The organism is Trichocoleus desertorum ATA4-8-CV12 (genome assembly GCA_019358975.1).
Taxonomy (GTDB): Bacteria; Cyanobacteriota; Cyanobacteriia; order FACHB-46; family FACHB-46; genus Trichocoleus; species Trichocoleus desertorum_A.
This window is the reverse complement of the sequence record JAHHIL010000002.1, coordinates 285,769-306,170: the sequence shown is the minus strand read 5'-3', so window position 1 is coordinate 306,170 and position 20,402 is coordinate 285,769. Positions and strand designations below refer to the sequence as shown.

The 20,402-nt window shown below is 51.4% G+C and carries 20 protein-coding genes, 1 other RNA gene and 1 riboswitch; of the genes, 13 read left to right on the top strand and 8 right to left on the bottom strand.

Going from position 1 to position 20,402, the window contains the following annotated elements:
- The first annotated feature begins 174 nt into the window (after positions 1-174).
- Entirely contained in the window at positions 175-1,128 is a 954-nt protein-coding gene (locus tag KME12_03995; protein ID MBW4486934.1) for a DMT family transporter, read from the top strand.
- A 102-nt stretch (positions 1,129-1,230) separates the two neighbouring features.
- Entirely contained in the window at positions 1,231-1,866 is a 636-nt protein-coding gene (locus KME12_03990; protein MBW4486933.1) for a peroxiredoxin, read from the top strand.
- Between the two features lie 67 nt (positions 1,867-1,933).
- Here KME12_03990 and KME12_03985 read toward each other — a convergent pair whose 3' ends face one another.
- Positions 1,934-2,653 carry a Uma2 family endonuclease gene (locus KME12_03985; GenBank protein MBW4486932.1) on the bottom strand — a complete coding sequence of 240 codons (720 nt, stop codon included), beginning with the start codon at positions 2,651-2,653 and terminating at the stop codon, positions 1,934-1,936.
- Between the two features lie 146 nt (positions 2,654-2,799).
- Here KME12_03985 and KME12_03980 point away from each other — a divergent pair, with 146 nt between their 5' ends.
- From KME12_03980 to KME12_03960, 5 genes are all read left to right on the top strand, one after another.
- A complete protein-coding gene (locus KME12_03980; protein ID MBW4486931.1) occupies positions 2,800-3,789 on the top strand; it encodes a cysteine synthase A in 990 nt (329 codons plus the stop codon).
- 179 nt (positions 3,790-3,968) lie between these two features.
- Positions 3,969-4,445, top strand: coding sequence for a tryptophan-rich sensory protein (locus KME12_03975; protein ID MBW4486930.1), 477 nt, complete (start codon positions 3,969-3,971; stop codon positions 4,443-4,445).
- Between the two features lie 117 nt (positions 4,446-4,562).
- Positions 4,563-5,036 carry a TspO/MBR family protein gene (locus KME12_03970; GenBank protein MBW4486929.1) on the top strand — a complete coding sequence of 158 codons (474 nt, stop codon included), beginning with the start codon at positions 4,563-4,565 and terminating at the stop codon, positions 5,034-5,036.
- Positions 5,037-5,191: 155 nt separating this feature from the next.
- The gene (locus KME12_03965) at positions 5,192-5,617 is read left to right on the top strand and encodes a peptidylprolyl isomerase (GenBank protein MBW4486928.1); all 426 of its coding nucleotides are present in this window, start codon (positions 5,192-5,194) and stop codon (positions 5,615-5,617) included.
- Between the two features lie 75 nt (positions 5,618-5,692).
- Complete coding sequence (locus tag KME12_03960; GenBank protein MBW4486927.1) at positions 5,693-6,874, top strand: glycosyltransferase family 4 protein; 1,182 nt, start codon at positions 5,693-5,695, stop codon at positions 6,872-6,874.
- On the opposite strand, the gene KME12_03955 is transcribed toward KME12_03960, so the two are convergent.
- Positions 6,835-8,118, bottom strand: a complete 1,284-nt coding sequence (locus KME12_03955) for a glycosyltransferase family 4 protein (protein ID MBW4486926.1) — start codon at positions 8,116-8,118, stop codon at positions 6,835-6,837. The two genes, KME12_03960 and KME12_03955, sit on opposite strands and share 40 nt — an antisense overlap.
- A 328-nt stretch (positions 8,119-8,446) precedes the next feature.
- Positions 8,447-8,610: riboswitch (cobalamin riboswitch) on the top strand.
- A 33-nt stretch (positions 8,611-8,643) separates the two neighbouring features.
- On the opposite strand from KME12_03955, the gene KME12_03950 reads away from it, so the two are divergent.
- From KME12_03950 to KME12_03935, 4 genes are all read left to right on the top strand, one after another.
- The gene (locus KME12_03950) at positions 8,644-9,702 is read left to right on the top strand and encodes a sirohydrochlorin chelatase (GenBank protein ID MBW4486925.1); all 1,059 of its coding nucleotides are present in this window, start codon (positions 8,644-8,646) and stop codon (positions 9,700-9,702) included.
- Positions 9,703-9,763: 61 nt separating this feature from the next.
- A complete protein-coding gene (locus tag KME12_03945) occupies positions 9,764-11,047 on the top strand; it encodes a glycoside hydrolase family 10 protein (protein MBW4486924.1) in 1,284 nt (427 codons plus the stop codon).
- Complete coding sequence (locus tag KME12_03940; protein ID MBW4486923.1) at positions 11,048-11,662, top strand: hypothetical protein; 615 nt, start codon at positions 11,048-11,050, stop codon at positions 11,660-11,662. It abuts the gene before it with no gap.
- A gap of 38 nt (positions 11,663-11,700) precedes the next feature.
- Positions 11,701-12,000 carry a DUF3148 domain-containing protein gene (locus KME12_03935; GenBank protein ID MBW4486922.1) on the top strand — a complete coding sequence of 100 codons (300 nt, stop codon included), beginning with the start codon at positions 11,701-11,703 and terminating at the stop codon, positions 11,998-12,000.
- 54 nt (positions 12,001-12,054) lie between these two features.
- On the opposite strand, the gene KME12_03930 is transcribed toward KME12_03935, so the two are convergent.
- The 4 genes from KME12_03930 to KME12_03915 all read right to left on the bottom strand — a co-directional run bounded on the left by KME12_03930 (position 12,055) and on the right by KME12_03915 (position 16,403).
- Entirely contained in the window at positions 12,055-13,308 is a 1,254-nt protein-coding gene (locus KME12_03930) for an insulinase family protein (protein MBW4486921.1), read from the bottom strand.
- Between the two features lie 220 nt (positions 13,309-13,528).
- Positions 13,529-14,716 carry an insulinase family protein gene (locus KME12_03925; GenBank protein MBW4486920.1) on the bottom strand — a complete coding sequence of 396 codons (1,188 nt, stop codon included), beginning with the start codon at positions 14,714-14,716 and terminating at the stop codon, positions 13,529-13,531.
- Positions 14,717-14,958: 242 nt separating this feature from the next.
- A non-coding RNA gene (ssrS, locus tag KME12_03920) (6S RNA) lies at positions 14,959-15,146 on the bottom strand.
- A 78-nt stretch (positions 15,147-15,224) separates the two neighbouring features.
- A complete protein-coding gene (locus tag KME12_03915) occupies positions 15,225-16,403 on the bottom strand; it encodes a 5-(carboxyamino)imidazole ribonucleotide synthase (protein ID MBW4486919.1) in 1,179 nt (392 codons plus the stop codon).
- Between the two features lie 274 nt (positions 16,404-16,677).
- Here KME12_03915 and KME12_03910 point away from each other — a divergent pair, with 274 nt between their 5' ends.
- The gene (locus KME12_03910) at positions 16,678-17,457 is read left to right on the top strand and encodes an FkbM family methyltransferase (GenBank protein ID MBW4486918.1); all 780 of its coding nucleotides are present in this window, start codon (positions 16,678-16,680) and stop codon (positions 17,455-17,457) included.
- A 7-nt stretch (positions 17,458-17,464) separates the two neighbouring features.
- Here KME12_03910 and KME12_03905 read toward each other — a convergent pair whose 3' ends face one another.
- Positions 17,465-17,956 (bottom strand): pentapeptide repeat-containing protein, encoded by a 492-nt coding sequence (locus KME12_03905; protein ID MBW4486917.1) that lies wholly within the window; start codon positions 17,954-17,956, stop codon positions 17,465-17,467.
- Between the two features lie 66 nt (positions 17,957-18,022).
- Between KME12_03905 and KME12_03900 the strand changes: the two genes are divergently transcribed.
- Positions 18,023-18,370 (top strand): phage holin family protein, encoded by a 348-nt coding sequence (locus tag KME12_03900; GenBank protein ID MBW4486916.1) that lies wholly within the window; start codon positions 18,023-18,025, stop codon positions 18,368-18,370.
- Here KME12_03900 and cobJ read toward each other — a convergent pair.
- Positions 18,354-20,309, bottom strand: a complete 1,956-nt coding sequence (cobJ, locus tag KME12_03895; protein ID MBW4486915.1) for a precorrin-3B C(17)-methyltransferase — start codon at positions 20,307-20,309, stop codon at positions 18,354-18,356. The genes KME12_03900 and cobJ overlap by 17 nt on opposite strands.
- Positions 20,310-20,402 lie beyond the last annotated feature (93 nt).

Genomic DNA, 20,402 nt, shown 5'->3' with positions numbered 1-20,402 from the left:
CTAATCGATCGCATGAAATGCAAGTGGTTTTTCAAGAGCTTTGGCGACATGACCCATTCTTGCCGCATCGGTTGATTGGGCTGTCTAGCTAATTCTCAAGTTAGCAATCGCTAAACTAGAAGTCCTGTGCCGTTGGAAGCATCTGTTTTCTATCTAATTTTTATCTGAGGGTTTATGCCACTGCACCATAGTTCGGGGCGCTGGCGCTTGGGTTTAGCGTTGTCCCTGCTAACCGTATTGCTTTGGGGAGTGCTACCAGTGGCGTTAATGGTGACGTTGCAAGTGCTGGATGTATACACCGTTACTTGGTTTCGCTTTCTCGTTTCTTTTGGGTTGCTGGCGCTGTATTTAGCGAGCCGCAAACAATTACCCAATTTAGAAAAGCTGCGATCGCCCGGATTGTGGAAGCTGTTGGCGATCGCCACTGTGTTTCTGGCGATCAACTACTTACTTTTTCTGCAAGGACTGGCTCAAACTTCACCTGCTAATGCCCAAGTGCTGATTCAGCTAGCGCCCGTTTCGATGGGATTAGGGGCTTTGTGGGTGTTTAAGGAGCGCTATACCTTGCGTCAGTGGGCAGGTTTAGTTTTGCTGACTCTGGGATTTTCTCTGTTTTTTCATGAGCAACTGCAAGCACTCATGACCAGCTCGGCTCAATATCTGGGTGGGAGTGGTTTGCTGGTGTTGGCCGCGATCGCTTGGGCGGTCTACGCTTTAGCCCAGAAGCAACTGCTACAAACTTTGCCCTCCGCCACAATTATGATGGCGATTTATGGCGGGGCGACGCTGCTCTTTACCCCAACTGCTGCCCCCCAGAAACTTCTAAGTTTGGATACATTTCACTGGATCGCCTTGCTCTTTTGCGCTTTAAATACTTTGATTGCTTATGGTGCCTTTGCTGAGGCGTTGGATCATTGGGAAGCCTCTAGAGTTAGTGCTGTGCTAGCGCTCACGCCCGTTGTTACCATTGGCACCATGTTAGGAGTTGCTGTCTTTTGGCCGACTCTGATTGCCCCAGAGCAGCTAACTGTTTTAGGAATGGTAGGGGCGATTTTAGTAGTGTCTGGGTCTTTTGCGATCGCCTTAGGCCGACAACCCAAGACGGACCCATCCGCAGTAAAATCATAAAATAGATCTAAACTCCGAGCGGAAAACCGGAGTTTTGTGTCATGATCACGGGTTAGAATATTTGATCTGACTCGCATACTTAGACCACAGGAAATCTCGGTTATGGTTCTCCAACTTGGTGACGCAGTTCCCAACTTTACGCAGCAATCCAGCGAAGGCGAAATCAACTTTTACGATTGGGCTGGCGATAGCTGGGTTGTTCTCTTCTCTCACCCTGCTGACTACACGCCAGTTTGCACCACCGAACTCGGCGAAGTTTCTAGACTCAAGCCCGAATTCGACAAGCGCAACGCTAAAGTGATCGCACTGAGTGTTGATGATGCCGAGTCCCACAAAGGCTGGATCTGCGACATCAACGAAATTCAGAACACCACGGTTAACTACCCCATCTTGGCCGACGACGACAAGAAGGTGTCTGATCTGTACGGCATGATCCACCCCAATGCCAATGCCAAGCTCACCGTTCGCACCGTGTTCGTAATCGATCCTCAAAGAAAGCTCCGTTTGACGATCACCTATCCCCCCAGCACAGGCCGCAACTTCCAAGAAATTCTGCGAGTGATTGATTCTCTGCAACTGACCGACAACTACAGCGTTGCCACGCCTGTGAACTGGAAAGATGGCGATGATGTGGTCGTTGTCCCTTCTATCCCCACCGAAGAAGCGAAGCAGAAGTTTCCTAAAGGCGTGACCGAAATCAGACCTTACCTCCGCATGACTCCCCAACCTGACAAATAAGCGGGTTGCGGTTCAACGAATGACTGTAGGGTGGGCATTGCCCACCTTATTTTTTTGGTCTGTGGCGTTATTCTAAGGTTTCTGGGTCGATACCGAGCGATCGCAATCTCTCCTGCAACTGCCGCACCTGTAGCTCTGCTTGTTCTGCCCGTTGGCGTTCTTGTTCGGCTTGCGCTTCTGCCTGTTGGCGTGCTTGTTGTTCGACCTGAAGCGCTTGTCTCAATTCGCCAGGAATCAGCAATTTCTCCCCGGTGTCTTCTCGGTAGAAGGCAATCAGTTGTTCTTCAACTTGTAGGCGCAATTTTAGGGGTTCACTGCGACCATCTGTAATGGGTTCGTACTGCCCTCGATGCAGCCGAAATCCTTTTAACTGCTCCTCGATCCATTCTCCTCTGGGGTCAAACAGCCAGTATTCTTGCACATCTAACTGTTCGTAAAGGGTTTTCTTAAATCCTTGATCCTGCTCTTTGGTGCCTGGAGAAGTGACTTCAAAAATTACCGCCGGAACTTGGCTCTCCTCCCAAATCTTGTAGTTGTCTCTGCCTCCAGGAGCAACATCAAAAATCACCATGACATCGGGTGCGACTCGCAGCCTAAGTAGACCTGGCGCAAAATAGAGGAATTGGTTGGCTAAAACCGTTGCTTGACGACCCTCAAGGTACTGCTTGAGAACTTCCAGCGTCGCCCACAGAGCCTCAAGATGAATGTGACCTTCTGCTATGCGTTCACCGTCAGAACTGGGATAAAAAATTTCAGTAGACGGAACAGTAGAAGAACGAGATGCCATAGACAGAGGCAGCGATCGCAGGGTGATTTTATTTTAATAGCTAGGGATTAGAAGACTGGAAATTAGGCGATCGCCTTTGACTAAAACCACCATCCTGTCACGTCTATAAGTCAAAATTTTTAAAGGGAAGCAATAGGTAACTCAGCATGGATATTAAAAATGGATTTGTCGGCAGCGTCGGCAACACCCCCTTAATTCGGTTGCACAGCTTCAGCGAAGAGACGGGGTGCGAAATTCTAGGCAAGGCCGAGTTTCTCAACCCCGGTGGCTCTGTGAAAGACCGAGCCGCGCTCTACATGATTGAAGATGCCGAAAAGAAAGGGTTGCTGAAGCCTGGTGGCACCGTGGTAGAAGGCACCGCAGGCAACACAGGCATTGGTTTAGCCCATATCTGCAACGCCAAGGGTTACAAGTGCCTGATCATCATTCCAGATACTCAATCTCAAGAAAAAATTGACACCTTACGGACTTTAGGGGCAGAAGTACGTCCGGTGCCTGCTGTGCCCTATAAAGACCCCAACAACTACGTTAGGCTCTCTGGTCGTATCGCAGAAGAGATGGAGAATGCGATCTGGGCGAACCAGTTTGATAACTTAGCCAATCGGTTGGCGCACTACGAAACCACTGGGCCAGAGATTTGGGCACAAACTGAAGGCAAAGTAGATGCTTGGATCACTTCGACTGGCACGGGTGGTACTTACGCTGGGGTCGGAATGTTTCTCAAAGAAAAGAACCCCAATATCAGAGTAGTATTGGCTGATCCAATGGGCAGCGGTCTCTACAGTTATGTGAAAACAGGCGAAACGAGCTCAGAAGGGAGTTCCATTACCGAAGGGATTGGCAACAGCCGCATCACGGCCAACATGGAAGGCGCACCTGCGGATGATGCCATTCGCATTCATGATCAGGAGTGCGTAGAGGTTGTCTATCGCTTGCTGCGAGAAGAAGGTTTATTTGTGGGTGGTTCTAGCGGGATTAATGTGGCTGCTGCTGTGGCTCTGGCGAAACAAATGGGGCCTGGACACATCATTACGACCATTCTGTGTGATAGCGGTTCGCGGTATCAGTCCCGATTGTTTAATCAGCAATGGTTAGCTGAGAAGGGACTACTGCCAGAAGCGATCGCCACCGTCTAACCGCCACCATCTAACTGCCACTGTTTAACTACCACTGTCTAAACTCCTGCCTTAAATTGGTTTTGAGCAGGTTCTCACCCACGACTGATTTAGGTCTTTGACGCGCTTGCCACCATGAACATAAGCTGAGCCGCCTCAATCCGTGAAGCAAGCGGTTCAGGATTAGGAGAGTAAGAATTATGATTCAATCCTGGATGGTCATTGGTGGCATCACTTTTCTCGTCGCTTTGGGCGCTGCTTGGATCAGACCCCGCGATACAAAATGGGCAGCAGAATTGCAGCGGCCATTGTGGTTGTTCTTCGAGCCGTTAATTCCTGTCATTTGGACTGTCATTTTTAGCTGTGGAGCCGCCTCTGCCTATTTTGTTTGGGAGCAAAACCCAGGCAGTCTACAAATGTGGCTTTTGATGGGCCTTTACTTGCTATTGGAAGTGATTACGGTGGCATACATCCCCCTGACCCTCAGACTGCGAAACATCAAAGTAGGCGTAATCTTAGGTGGCATTGGGGTTGTCTTAGGAGTTTTCCTGGCTAGCTCCATCTGGCCGATTTCTGGTCGGGCAGTGCTGTTGCTCTTGCCGTACCTGATTTGGAGTCCCATTGGTACGTACGCGACTTTAGAAATGATGCGGCTCAACCCTGAGGCAGCGCACTAATCTTTCCGCTGGTCGATTCCAACGGATGCGATCGCCTGACACAATCGCTGCATACTCATCTTTGCTTAAAACTCATTTCGGCAAAGCGCAGCGTGTGGCCCAGGGGAAGGTAAAGGCATGATCAAGTCTTGGATGGTGATTGCAGCCGTTACATTTTTGGTAGCGATCGGCGGCAGTGTGATTCGGCCCCGTGATGTCAAGTGGTTTCGGCGCTTACGTCGTCCGAGCTGGCTTACCTTTGAACCCGCAATTCCGGTGATTTGGGCTGTGGTTTTTGTCTGTGGCGCTTGGTCTGCCTACAACGTTTGGGAGCGAGACCCTGGCAGCTCGAAAACTTGGTTTTTAATGGGGTTCTATCTCCTGCTAGAGATCGTGACGATTGTTTATCAACCCCTAACTCTGTGGCTGCGTAACCTCACGATTGGCACCTTTATTGGCGGTACTGGGGCAGTTCTAGGTTGGATTCTAGCAGCGGTGGTTGCGCCCGTTTCTGTTACGGCTGCGGCACTCCTGATCCCTTATTTAATCTGGAGTCCGATTGGTACTTATGCGACCTGGGTGCTGGCAAAGCTGAATCCAGAATCTGCCTAAGCTTGAGCCTAAGCTTGGTTTCATAGGGGCTTTTAGATGCGTGAGTTTGAGTCACCGTTGCTAAAGCAAAATGTAGCGATCGCGACTTTTGTTCTAAGCTGGATGAGATGAATTGGCTGGCAGAATCAGCCATCTCAGCTTATTAAGGAGAGACCATGACCCGCGCCATTATGAAAACTGACAGGGGCACGATTAACCTGGAGCTATTTGACCAGGATGCGCCTAACACGGTGAAGAATTTTACTGATCTTGCCAATAAAGGGTTTTACGACGGTCTAACCTTCCACCGCGTGATTTCTGACTTCATGATTCAGGGCGGCTGTCCTCAAGGCACAGGCACCGGAGGCCCAGGTTACAAAATCAAATGTGAAACGGCTGGCAACCCCAACAAGCACTTGGCGGGTAGCCTATCGATGGCTCATGCTGGTAAAGATACAGGCGGCAGTCAATTCTTTATTTGCCATTCGCCTCAAGCTCACCTTGATGGCAAGCACACCGTGTTTGGCAAAACTGAGGATATAGATGTCGTGAATGCGATTCGTAAAGACGACAAAATTCTATCTGTCAGAATTGAGCCCTAGTTAGATTCCCCAGCTAGATTTATTGTCGCGATCGCCTCATTCAATCCTCAAATACCGCTGACTGACCGTTTACCGTTGCAGCATCTTCTCTTCATTACCGAGCGATTTCCGCCTGACTTAGGGGGAGTCGCTACCAGTGCGGGTCGCATTACCTCTACCCTTTGCCAATTGGGTGTGGATGTCGATGTCGTGACCTGGAGCCGCTATTTGCCGCCGGGAGAGGTGCTGCTACCGGAGGTGATTGAAACCGACGCCGGGAAATTGCGCGTGCATCGCATTGGCCTGTACCGCGCTTGGGATATGACGATGCCGCATACCCTGAATGTGTTGGATTGGCTGCACCAAATTTATCCGTACAATGCGGTTTGGGGACACTATTTGTTCCCGTCTGGATTTCTTGCCGTATGGTGGGCGGAAGGTCAGCAACTACCCAGCCTGGTTAGTGCCAGGGGAAATGACATCGATCGCATCCTATTTCCACCCGGTGACTTTGCTCGCTTGCAGTGGACTTTAGAGCGAACCAGCTTAATTACAGCCGTTAGCCAAGACTTAAACCAGAAAATTCAGCGCTTGTCTAGGCGAGAGGACACGCTACTCCTGCCCAACGTTGTAGACACGCAACAATTTCGCCCCGCCATTTTGGCAAAAGAGGCGATCGCTGCCCTCAAAACTTCCCTAGGAATTGCCCCAGACGAGATAGTTTTAGGGTTTTCCGGTGAACTGCGAGAAAAGAAAGGCCAACAGTTTCTCCTCGATGCCCTCACCACCGTACGCAGCCAACGTCCTGCTTGCTTACTAATTATTGGTGAAGTGCGTCCGACCGAGCAAGCCGTGTTGCAGACCTATGCCATGCAGCACCCAGAAGACGTGCAGCGAATTATCACCACAGGCCATTTGCCATCTCCAGAAGCAGTCGCTCGGCATTTACAACTCTGTGACCTCTACCTACAACCTTCACTCTGGGAAGGCATGCCCAACGCACTGCTCGAAGCCATGGCCTGTGGGCTGTGCTGTATCGCCAGTGACGCAGGCGGCAATACCGAAGTGATTGAACATGGCAAAAACGGCTTTTTGCTACCTCGGTTTCAGTTACATCAACTCGGCGCGATCGCCCTGGAGTTGTTAGACCAGGAACCTATCGTGCGACAAACCATTGGCCAAGCAGCCCGCGATCTCATCCTCACCCATTACTCCTTAGACCAAGAAAAAACTAAGCTTCAAACCATCTGCGATCGCTTAATCCCCAGTTCCTCATAGGCAGTCACCAGAGCAGCGCCCGCTTGGTGCCAAGTGTAGTGAGTTTCAATGCGCTGACGAGCCGCGATCGCTAACCTAGCCCCCAATTCTGCCTCTGTCTTTAACCGCACCATCGCATCCTTAAAAGCTTTCGCTGAACCCGGCTGAACTAACAAAAAATGCTCATCAGCAGTCCCAAATTCCCGCACCACAGGTAGATCGCTGGCGATCACAGGCGTTCCAGAAGCCATCCCTTCCAACACCTTCAGGGGACAACAGCCCTGAACCAAATTGCGATCGTTTGCCGTTAAAGGAGCCGCGATCGCATCCGCTTGGTGCATCAAATTCACAAGTTCACCTTGAGAAACAGGCGCAATGATTTGCATGCGATCGGCGACCCCCAACTTCGCCGCCAACTTTTGCAGCGCGATCGCCTGATCACCCCGCCCCTGCCCCACAATTGTCAGCCGACCCGAAAAATCTCGACAGTACAAAGCCAACGCCTCAATCGTCAGCCCCACCCCCTGCCAAGCTGATAGCGTCCCGAAGTAGAGCAAATGAAAAGGGTGGGGTTGAAACCTTTGCCCCCTAAATCCCCCAAATTTGGGGGACTTTGAATCTATTTCCCCCCAAATTTGGGGGGCTAGGGGGGCCTCTAAAAGGCACTCTGAGCAAGGTGCTTGATACCGGAAAATCTCCAAATCTACTCCATTGGGAATCACGCGAATTTTGCTCGCAGCGACTCCCCTACTGACCAAATAAGCTTGCGTCACCACACTCGGCGTCACCACCAAATCTGCGGCATCCAAGCAAACTTGCTCCTGTGCCACCAACTTCTGCATCAGCTCCGTATCCTCAGCCACCGCTGGATAGCGATACTTCAGCTCAATTGACGGCAACCCATTCACCTCAAAAATTAAGCGATCGCCCAACTTGTCCTTGTTCAGCGCGATCGGAAACCCCTCAAAAGGCGATCGCACCTGCACCACCTCAAACCGCCGCCCCTGCCACCATTGCCCCAATCGCAGCCGAAAATCCAGCACCCGACGAATTAAAGTATCCCCCACCGCAGGCAACGCCAACTGCCGCACCTGAGGCCATAACTCCCGCCCCACCACAGCCTCCAAAGTTGGAGCCACCGTCACCAACTCCACCCCTCCAAAAGCCCCACCCAACGCCTGAGTAAAAGCCGCAATATGCACCGCCGCCCCCTTCGGCGCAGGCACCGTATCGAATGAAATGTAGGCAAGTCGCGATCGCAGCATGGGAAGGATGAAGGAGGAAGGATGAAGGAGGAGGGATGAAGGAGGAAGGATGAAGGAGGAGGAGTCAGGAAGTGAGGGGAGAGGAGACAGGGGTGAAGAGCTACGAACCAATAGCCAATCTCTAACACGACCAAAGACTCGAAATACCCACACTCAACTTCGTCTGGAGGGGGTCTGGGGGACGCAACCGTCCCTCAGCGGGGGTTTGGGGGCAAGCGCCCCCAAGGCTTTGGTTTGCCGTATTGATAAGGTGAGAGCGCACTACACCTTACCAAAAGATAGTAGAGCGATCGCCCCCAACCCCCTCCCCCGCATACAGCCCCAAGAACAGATGGGATAAGATAACGAAGCACACGTGAACAGTAGCAAGATAGGGAAAATCCGGTGCGAGTCCGGTGCTGTGCCGCAGCTGTCAATGGAGCTGAAATTTCGGACCTGATCGAGTATCAGCTCTCCTCAGCCAGAACGCCTATCTGTTACCACTTCACTCACTTCCTGCGTCACACGGGAAAGAGGATTTGACTCATGCTAACCACCAATTCAACCCTGTTGAATGCGATCGATGCTGCTGCCCCTACAGCGCCATTACCACCTCTACCCATGCAGCGCCCCCTGTTACTCATCGGGCATGGCAGTCGGGATGAAGACGGACGGCGGAGCTTTCTCGAATTTGCCGCAGCCTACCAAGCCCTAGATACCTCCCGCCCCGCAGTTCCTTGCTTCCTCGAACTCACCGCCCCTTCCATTCAAGAAGGCGTTGACCAGTGCGTCGAGCAAGGCTATACCGAATTTTCCGTCCTGCCAATTTTGCTCTTTGCCGCACGACATAACAAATTCGATGTCACCAATGAACTCGATCGCGCCCGTCAGCGTCATCCCCAAGTCAAGTTCCACTATGGTCGGCACTTTGGCATCACTCCTGGAATTTTAGACTTGTGGCGATCGCGTCTAGCCGAACTCGACCAACCCCAATGGAACCCCCAAGGCATCGAACGCAAAGATACCGTCCTGCTGTTTGTCGGTCGCGGAGCCAGCGATCCCGATGCTAACGGTGACGTTTACAAAATGGCTCGCATCCTCTGGGAAGGCAGCGGCTATAGCACCGTAGAAACCTGCTTTATTGGCATCACCCATCCCCGTCTAGAAGAAGGCTTCCGGCGCGCCCGTCTCTACGACCCCAAACGCATCATCGTCCTGCCTTACTTCCTGTTCACAGGGTTGTTGATGAAGAAAATTTTTGACATCACCGCCCAGCAACAAGACCAGTATCCCGACATCTCTATGACCTGTCTGCCAGAAATGGGCTTACATCCCCAACTCTTCTTGATTCTGCGAGAACGGGAAATTGAAACCCAACTGGGCCAAGTGCAAATGAACTGCGAAATGTGTAAGTTTCGTCTGGCGGCTGTTGGCAATGGTGGCGGTCATAGCCACGATCACGGCCACCATCATCACGATCATGGGCATGATCACGGACACAGCCACGATCAAGCTCACGGGCATGGGCATGGCCACGATCATCCTGCCGTTGACCCCTACGCGGAGCCAGCTCAATATCACGAGAGAATTTGGCAAGTTCCCTAAAGACCTAGAGCCGCTAGAGCGATCGCCAGCTAGACTCTAGAAAGTTGGTTAATGCAAGGGGATGGACAAGAAGTTTCAGACTGGGCTGGTCTGCTTACTCTCTTTAATGTTGGTGGTTGTGCTTTTAGTATTGCCAGCGCAGCGACCCACACCACCAGCGGCCCCAGCATTAACCGAACTACGCGGAGTCTGGCTGACCAACGTCGCAAGTGCTGTTCTGTTTCGGCCTGGGGGAGTCCAGCAAGCCTTCAAGCAGCTATCTCAGCTCCACTTCAATACGGTCTACCCCGTCGTCTGGAATCGGGGGCATACCCTCTATCCCAGCTTTGTACTGAGGCGGAGCATTGGGCGATCGCAAGACCCCATGCTAACCAGTCTGCGTTTAGGCAAAGACCTTTTAGCGGAGATGGTTCAGCAGGGAAACCAGCAAGGTCTGAGAATAATTCCTTGGTTCGAATACGGCTTTATGGCTCCCGCTAGCTCGGCTCTGGTGCAGCAACATCCTAATTGGCTCACCAGCCGCCAAGATGGCACCACAGCCATTCGCTCAGATTGGGAGCAATTAGCTTTACCCAATACTACTCAAACCCAATCACCATCTTGGCTAGACTTGGCTCAGCAGAAAATATGGCAGCAGTTTAGTATCCGTCGAGTCTGGCTAAACCCACTGCATCCAGAAGTGCAAGCACTCATCCTCGATCTGATTGTGGAAGTGGCGACTCACTATGATGTTGCTGGCATCCAACTCGACGATCACTTTGGGCTGCCAGTAGATTTTGGTTACGACGCTTTTACAGTCAAGCTTTACCAGCAAGAACATCGTGGCACACCGCCTCCCAGCAACCCTTTAGATCCGGAATGGATGCGCTGGCGAGCAGATAAAATCACCGCTTTGATGGAGCAAATTTTTCGAGCGGTGAAGTTGGTGCGGCCCTACTGCTTGATCACCTTATCCCCCAACCCTCAAGGATTTTCCTACAAAACCTATCTGCAAGATTGGCAAACCTGGGTGCAACGGGGATGGATTGAAGAACTGGTTTTGCAAGTCTATCGCCAGAGCTTGCCGACTTTTGTCGCCGAACTACAACAACCTGCGGTGCAGTTAGCACGTCAACGGATTCCAGTGGCTGTGGGAATTCTGACAGGCTCTTGGGGGCGACCCGTGAACATGCAGCAGATTCAGGAGCAAGTGCAGGCCACACGCGATCAAGGGTTCGATGGCGTTTCCTTTTTTTACTGGGAAAGTTTGTGGAGCTATATTGCGCCAGAATCGCCGCAAACCCGCAGACAGGGATTCAAAACCTTATTTGTTGCGCCTGCTCAACCGCCAAGGGTAACGAACTAGATGCCGCCCTCACCGCCTGCCATGTCGCTGACCCAGGCTTTGCAAAGCTTTTCCTATCGCTTTTGGCTGCAATGGATGGGGGGCAATGTCTTAGGATTTTTGCTCAGCCTTTACTGGATTGAAGTAGGTGAAAGAGCCGCCCTGGGGGGTTTAGAAGGCGCGATCGGAGGCACGGTAATGGGGTTAGTGCAGTGGTTGGTGTTGCGTCGCTGGTGTTCTCAAGCAGGCTGGTGGATATTAGCCAGTACGCTCTGTTGGAGCCTTTTAGGAGTCAGTCGTTTGGGGGCGTTGGGCTGGGTGGTGCCCCAAACAGACTCGGCGCTGCTGAGATTGTTCTACGGCCTAGTAGATGGCATGAAGATGGGGGTATTGCTGGGAGCAGGGCAATGGCTGGTGTTGCGGCAATGTTTTGCGCCTGTCCGGGCTTGGATCTTGGTCAGCATCTTGGCTTGGTCGATCGCGCTAGGACTCGGTTGGGTCATCGGAGGCTGGCTGCGTGCCTTCACAGGTTTGTTTTTAGGCGAAGTAGTTGGGTTAGCCTTAGTGTGGCTACTGATGGCGCTGATGACGGGAGTCGCTTTGGCTAAGTTGCTTCAGGACGGGGCGATCGAGTAATCTAACCCATCGGAGAATCACCAAGACTGGAATAAGTTATGTCTAAAGAATTTACCGTCGGCGATCGCGTTCGCGTGGTGTTGATGCCACCCTATGTCAAGACAGCCGATCCCATGCCGATGCTGCGCCCCCCTAGTGTGATTCAGCTGGGCGAAGAAGGAACTATCTTGGATCGCCGACCCGGAGGTTACTGGGGCATCCACTTTACAGGCGGTAATTTTTTGCTAGACAGTCAGTACATTGAGGCTGCTGATGCAACTGCTTCTAACAATGAAGCGCCAGAAACTGAGGTGCTTGAGCGATCGCACACGGAAACTCTACCCCCCACCGCAGAATAAGGCCAACCTTCGACTCGTTCTCCCCTTATTAGGGAAGAGGCTGAGGGTTAGGTTTTAAAGTGGCACCGGAACCGCGATCGCATTGACTGAGGCGGCTGGCCCCACCAAAGAAACGTAAGGCTGGGCAAAGTGACGGCAAGCAGCTTGCTGCGCTGACTCTGGAGTGACAGCAGCGATCGCTTGTTGGAATTGGGCATCAAACTCAATGCCCAGTCCTAAAGTCTCGTACCACCCTAAAACCTGAGCAATTTGTGAGTTGGTCTGCTTCCCCAGCGCGTACTGACCCAACAATTTATTTTTAGCAGTCTGCAACTCTGGTTCGCTGAGTGGAGCGTCGCAAAGCCGCTGGACTTCGTACTGCAATCCTTCTAAAGCCGTGGCCGTATTGTCAGGAGCAGTCCCCATGTAAGTGACAAACTGCGATTGGCCTAAGCGAGTGGGGTAAAAGGCCGAAACTTCGTAAGCTAAGCCGCGCTTTTCTCGCAATTCCACAAAGAGGCGGCTAGAAAGGCCATTGCCTAAATAAGTGCTGAGCAGCTTCAAGGCAATATAGTCCTGAGCGTCTTCCTCCGTACTGGCTTGACTCTTGGCCGCAGGAGCCAAATAGCCCAACATGATAATTGATTGCTGCGTTTCCTGGGCCGTGACTAACCGCTGCGGCTCCACAGGCACTAGGGGTAAAGTGAGAGCAGGAATAGGCTCGGCTGGCGCTTGCCAATCTCCGAAAACTTTTTCGACACAAGCGATCGCGGCTTCTGGTGGAATGCGTCCTACCAAGCTAATCACGATGTTGTCAGGACGGAAGTGGGTTTGGTGGTACTGCTGTAAGTCGCTGCGGTGGAGTTGCGAAACGCTAGCAGTCGTGCCAATCGCGGGCAAGGCGTAGGGGTGGTCTTGGTACATCGCCTGCCGCAGTTGTTCCATCGCCACGGCAAAAGGTTGTTCTTGCTGAGAGCGAATGCTTTGCAACGTCAGGCGACGCTCTAGCTCGACTTCAGGTTCGGGGAAGGTGGGCGATCGCAACAATTGCCCTGCCAACTCCAACATTTCCACGAAGTCACTAGAGACTGTCTTCAAGCTCATCAAGAAGTAGTCACTGGCAGCATCGGCACTTAGGCCCGCACCGACCGATTCCACCCGTTCGGCAATTTCTAAGGAAGATAGTTGATCGGTGCCCTTGGTCAAGACCGAAGCGACTAGATGAGATAGCCCTGCTTGCTCAGGACGCTCCCAAATACTTCCGGCTCGAATAAAGATCCGAGCAGCAATAATGTCGGCGGCGGGATTTTCTACGGCTAACACCACCATGCCGTTCTTTAGTACTGCCCGATGAACTTGGCGATTTTGGAGGAAGGGCGTCACACTTTGATCCACGGGCGAAATTATCCTTCTATGCTGACTGGGCTGACTTGACTGGGTTTTAACTGGACTTTGGCAAGTTTAATTTGACTGCGTTATCTCCAATAAGCTGACAAAGCTTAACCTGACAAAAGCTAGTATCTCAACAAAACGTTACGGATGACTTCTGCTAGTCTAACGGTCGCAGGATGGTGGCTGCATAGTGGTAAGGAGAGAGATATTGGCTGGCGAGATGTTGCAGTTCCTCTGGCTGAAAGGCTTGAATTCTTCCAGGATAGGTAACGGCAACCTGAGCTTGGGCGATCGTGTTGTAGTAGCCATAGAGTCCCGCTAACTGTCCTGGCGTTTCGGTAGAAAAGGCATAGTCGTTGCAGAGCAAACGCTTACAGCGAGACAGTTCTTGATCACGAACAGGTTTGGTTAAAAGTTCGGAGAGGCGATCGCAAATAATCGCTTCTACTCGCTCTAAATTTTCTTCCTCTAACCAGACGTTAATCGTGAATAAGCTGGACTCCCGTTGCAGCGAAAATCCACTTTGAATGGCTTGCACCAAATTGCGTTCTTCTCTTAACTCCCGCACCAAGCGCGAAGAACGACCATCCGCCAACAAAACCGACAATAAATCTAAGCCATAGGCATGTTGCAGTTGGTCTACGCCGGGGCCAATCCAAGCCATCATCAGGCGGCTTTGCTCTAGGCGAGGTAAGCCTAATTCTTGGCGACGTATCCCCACAATTGGTGGTTCCGCTTCAATTTCGCCAATTGGGCATTCGGTGCGATCGCTAAATTCACCAAACGCCTCGTTCACGAGTTCTATGGCGGCAGCGGTATCTACACCCCCCACGATCGCCACGGTCATTTTTTCGGGTTGGTAGTGGTTGCGGTGAAAGCGACGCATCTCTTCTGGCGACTGTTGCAGCAGGTGTGCTTCAGTTCCCAAAACCGACCGACCGTAGGGATGGCGTTGATATACGCTTTCCATCAGCGCTTGGAAGCCAATCCAGTCGGGGTCGTCGTACGCTTGGCGAATCTCTTCTAGCACCACATCGCGTTCGCGAACAAACTCCTCATCGGGAATCGCGGCGTGCAGCACCAATTCCGCTAGGTGGGGCAGCGTATCGGGTAAATGTTCGGCAGCAGTGGTAATGAAGTAGTGAGCATAATCATGGCTCGTAGCGGCATTACTCACCCCACCTCGACTTTCAATTGCGTGGTCAAAGTGACCGGGAGCAAGGCGATCGGTGCCCTTAAAAATCATGTGCTCTAGAAAGTGCGCCATCCCAGACCAAGGCTCTGGCTCTGCGATCGCCCCTGCTTGGACCCAGACATCTACGACGGCAACAGGCGTGGCAGCAATTTCTTGATGAATCACCGTCAACCCATTGTCCAGCTGAAAAACATTGGCGGGAAAGTTTGAACCGACCAAAAGCTGTGACAACCTTGCTTAACTAAAACAAACTCGAAGTGAATTCGAATTAGACTATCGTAGCGCTTCATGCCCCCCAGTTTCGAAAAGCTTGATACAAATTTGCCGCTATCCCGACCAATAAAAATTCCCCTGCCTGTGGAGACAAAGGAATTTTTGCAAATATTTTAGTTGGGTTCCCCGCAACGCCGTCTTACCTCAGTTTTTGACCTGGAATAAATCCAGGTGGGTACCTTAGCTCTAGTTTTAAGTTTCCGGGTACATGCCCGGTCTACTGCCACTAGACGCTTAAATCAGTTCCCGTATTAGCGAAGCATAGATCATAAAACATTATTGGCAGTCACCAACGCCGCAGTAGAACCTGTCCCCTATTTTAGCGGTCTTAGACAAGAACGACCAAGTTTTAACAAAAATGGCTGAACAAAGGATTCAAAGATGCCTAGAAGCTCTGACGGTTATACCAAATGGCTTCAACTTCTTGGGCGATCGCCAGAGCCTGCTCTCTGGGGGCGGTTTGGGCTGATAACAAAACAGTCACATGACCTAACTTACGGCCTGGGCGAGACTCAGTTTTGCCATACCAATGCACGCGAGCTTGGGGAATTTTCTCGATTTGCTGACGTTTCTCTAAATAATCACTGTGGGATTGCTCGTACCCCAACAAGTTCACCATTACTGCTCCAGCACTACTTAAGGCAGGGTTACCAAGAGGAAGACCACAGACCGCTCGCAGATGTTGCTCAAACTGCGAAGTAGCGCAGGCATCTAGGCTGAAATGCCCAGAGTTATGAGTGCGGGGGGCAATTTCATTCACCAGGACTTTGCCGTCAGTGGTGAGAAACAGCTCGATGCCAAAAACTCCGACCGCTTGCAAACTGTTGAGTAGGGTCTGGGCGATCGCCTCTGCCTCTGCTTGCACGCTCTCAGGAATATCAGCGGGAGCTAGGACGCGCCGACAGACTTGGTTCTCTTGCTGAGTTTCTACCACCGGGTAAACGGCCACATCACCACTGGTACTGCGGGCAGCAATTACCGCCAGTTCGCGCTCGAAAGGTACAAAAGCTTCCAATAGGGCGGGGGAGTGGTCTAACTTTTGCCAAATATCTTCTAGCTCTGCTTGATTCTGAATAATAAACGTTCCTTGACCGTCGTACCCGTGGCGGCGGGCTTTCAGAACTAGCGGAAACCCCAACTGTTCTAAAGCGGTGGGGTTGAGTTGGTGTTCTAAAGCTACGAACTCAGGAGTTGGCAAGCCCAAATCACGGAGGTAAGAGCGCTGATGATACTTATCTAACAGCGGTACTAAAGTTGTGAGTCGAGGTCGAAAACGAGTGCCTTGAGCTTCTAGTTGAGCTAACGCTTCTAAATCAACGAATTCATTCTCGAAGGTAATCACATCACAACGAGTCGCTAACTCCTTGGTGGCCGCCGCATCAGCAACAGCAGCCAGAACCGTATCCGCCGCGATTGCCACAGCAGGGTCAGTGGCATGAGGGGTTTGAATCACCAACTGCACACCTAATTTCTTGGCGGCTCCTGCCATCATCCAAGCTAGTTGGCCCCCGCCAATAACCCCGACTCGCTGCACTGGCTGAGATCCTGACTGATAAGCAGACATTGTTTCTAAAACGTTGGAAGATAAAGGTTCAGGGGCGGGCGGTGAAACCATGAGCGTGCCAAATTTAAGGTAGCAATCCGCTATATTACGCCAAAACCAGCCACTCTTAGAGTCTAACGACCGTCACTCCATTGAGGGCAGTCAAACAGGCTTCCTCGGTTCTACAACGCAACGATTTCTAATGCCACAAATCCTCATACTTCTCTATAGTCAATTACTCCAAATATTAGTTAAGTTGTTTGTCAGATTGACGGGTAGAGGTGGCGGAAAATTCGTGCGGTTCTTACCAAAAGCCCAGCACCATTTAGTCAAGAACTACGCTGGAAATTTTCAGTTGCAAGTAGACACTACTTATCCGATCGAGGCATCGGTTTGGTTGGCAGGGGTTTACGATCTCACCACCACTCGGTTCTTGCAACAAGTATTACGAGAAGATGATGTTTTTCTCGATATTGGTGCTAACTGTGGCGCGATTACATTAGTTGCTGCTAGCTGTATTGAAACAGGCAAAGTTTATGCTTTTGAACCAGGCCCCATCATTCGATCGCGCCTCCAAGCAAATTTAGATTTAAATCCAACTCTCAAGGATATGGTGCAGGTTGTGCCGTTGGGTTTGGGGCAACAACGATGCCAACTCTCGTACTTTGAAGACCAAACCTATCGTGGCAATGGAGGGTTATTTCATAACGACCAAGGGACAACCGTGGAAGTTTTGCCGCTGGATGAATGGGTAACTCTGGAGCAGCCTCAAAAAATTGATGTGATCAAGCTCGATGTTGAAGGCATGGAGTACGACGTACTTCTGGGTAGTAAAACAGTTTTGACGACTTACTACCCAACCATTTACTTCGAAACTCTACCTGGATTCTTTACAGATAAACCTTATAGTATTCGCACACTCTATGAGTTTCTGTCGAACCTGGGCTATGTGATTGTTCGCCCTAGAAAACCTTATGCCCCGATCTCTTTAGAGGGGCCTTATCCCGCGAACTCCGTGGCTATTCATCCCACTCAAATCGAGAGGTTAAAACGCTCCAAAAAGTTTAAATTTTAGTAGATTACTAGCATCCCAAGGAATCGCGGGTGGCGGTGCCTGTGGTTGGGTTGATACCGCTGGCTTGTTCACACAGTTTGTTGACTTGAGCCCGATCCAGCAGGGCATCACTAAAATCGGCTCCGGTAATATCAGTTTCCGTAAAGGTGGAGCGAAACAAAATTGCATTTGCTAAAACCGCATCCTTGAGGCTTGCCCGCTTGAACGTGACTTGATCCATCATGGCGCTGCTCAAATTGGCGTTTTGTAAATTAGTTTCAGTCATCACCGAGGCGCTAAACACGGCACCCTGCAAATTGGCATTAGCAAAGTTAGCAGTCGTGAGATTAGTGTTGGAAAATTCGGCCACTTGCAGATTTTGACCAGAAAAGTCTCGTCCGCGCAACTCAGCATTGCTGTACGACGGAGGTGGGGCATATTGGCTCAGGGCGATCGCGGGCAAATGCCAACTCCAAATCAGAAACGCTAGTAGAAATGTAGTGAGGTAGCGAAAGATCATAAAAAATTCGATGTCAAATCGATGTCAAACCTATAGTTAGTAGAGTAGTCGCGTTCAGGCAAGTTTATGCCCCAATTTCTCTTAACTTGGTTAGTGACAGCCTTAGCACTGCTGGTCACGGCTTATTTTGTGCCCGGTTTTGTGCTGTCAGGGTTTGTGGCGGCGGCGATCGCGGCTGTGGTTTTAGGCTTGGTCAATGCGATCGTGCGACCGATTTTGCTGTTCTTCACCTTGCCGTTGACGATTTTGACGTTGGGGTTGTTTTTGTTTGTGGTCAACGCCCTCTCTATTTGGATTGTGGCCGCTCTGACCCCCGGTTTTGATATCACTGGCTTTATCCCCGCCTTGTTAGGCTCCATTGTCTTGACGATCGCCACGACAGTATTGGGCTGGTTCGCTAGGGCAATTGATTAGGCTCTGCTTCAGGCGTAAAGCCTAGGTAGCCACGGGGCGTAATCATCCAGTCAGCATAGGTGCGAGTGCTGGTATTGCCAATCAAAACTGTGGTCAGCATGTCAATCGGGACTGCCAACAATTCGTCTAGAGTTGTGAGTGTAATTTGCTCATCTTGGCGGTAGGCTGAGCGTACTAAAGCAACTGGTGTGCTGGGACCACGGTGCTGCAAGAAAATTTGTTGGGCGATCGCAATCTGCTCAGTGCGGGTTTTAGAGCGTGGGTTATAGAGAGCAGTGACAAAATCTGCTTGGGCCGCAGCATTTAAGCGCTTTTCAATTACGGGCCAAGGCGTTAACAAATCGCTGAGGCTGATGGCGCAGAAATCATGCATCAAGGGAGTACCCACCCGCGAGGCAGCGGCTTGGAGAGCAGTAATGCCGGGAAACACTCGCACCGCTGGCGTTTTACCGTCCCAATCTTGGGCTCGTAGCTCCTCTAGCACTAAGCCTGCCATGCCATAAATGCCAGAATCTCCTGACGAAATCACGGTGACGGTTAAGCCCCAGTTGGCCAAATCGATCGCCCGATGTGCCCGTTGGCGTTCCTGAGTGATCGGCAGCGCTTCTACAATCTGCCCTGGACGTAGTAATGGCTGGACGAGATCCACGTACAGCGAATAACCAATCACTACATCCGCTTGAGCGATCGCAGTTTGGGCCGCAGGAGTAATTTGTTCCAGTTGTCCGGGTCCAGTACCAACTAGCCACAATTTTCCGTTGCGGCCTGTGTATTCTTGCTCAGCTTGGGCGATCGCGATCGTCACCGCTCCCGGTTGACCTTCTGACCGAAAAATTTGTTTTTTCACCTGTAGGGGCATCTCTTGCAGGTGCCCAGTTTCTTCCGCCAAGGCAAGCACAAGACCCGCTCCTACCAAGGCGGCGGCTTCGGCTACGCTAGGGGTGCCCACTTCGGCGGCAACCACTTCTGAGGGAGTCGGGACTGGTACTGATTTGAGTTGCTCGGCGGAAAAGCAACGCAGCGGCCACTGGCGATCGCGACACAGCTCGACCAAACCCACTTCATCGGCTTTGAGGTCTAGGGTTGCCAATCCAGCGATCGCGGCTTCCGCTAAGTGATGAGTTTGGCAAACTTGCTGAATGGCACTTTCAATCAGTTGGCGAGAGGTGCCTCGTTCACAGCCAATCCCGACCCACAGAACTTTGGGATGCCATTGAACTTCTGGAATGTCGGACTCTGAAACGAATTGCCGCTCTGACGGACTAATCCAAACCCTAGCTTTCGGAGTAGCTGGTTGAACTGGAGCCGTAGCAGTTTCTTCCGACTCATGAAATTGAAATGAATGCTCCGAGGGTAGGTGCTGTTGCCAGAGCGTTGTTCCTGCTGATTGAATCACTTGTACGGGGTCTTGGCGAGCGATCGCGGCACTTACACCCGTCCAATCTCCGGTTCCTTTTTGCCAACCAAAAGGCACACCTAAAACATCAATTCCGGGTAGTTGCAAACGGTTTGCAGCGCCAGTTAGGACTGGGGTGGCATTAAGTTGTAGGGCGATCGCTTGGGTCAGGCGATCGGCTCCTCCTTGATGCCCACTGCATAAACTGATGACAAATTGCCCTGACTCATCCACCACCACCACCGCTGGATCGGTAGACTTGTGCTGCAACAAAGGCGCAATCAACCGCACCACAGCGCCCGTGGCTAGACAAAAGACAAACCCTTGGTACTGCGGCCACAACTGAGCAATCTGCTCTTTAAGCGAACCGGAATAAATCTGGAGAGAGCCCAAGTTTTGAGCTTGAGCGAGTTCGGCTAAAGAGTCTGGAATCCAAAGAGCAATGCTGTTGGTTTGGCAGAGAGGGGCTAGTTTTTTGAGGCCAGCGGGAGTTGTGGCGATCGCTGCCAACGGTTGACAGTCTTGAAACAGTGAAGAACTCAAAATGTTGTTAGTCGTAGTCAAAATCAAGAAGGGAATGGCAAAAATTTAGGGGGAATAAAAACCGCCCAACAACAAAGTCAGGCGGTGATTGAA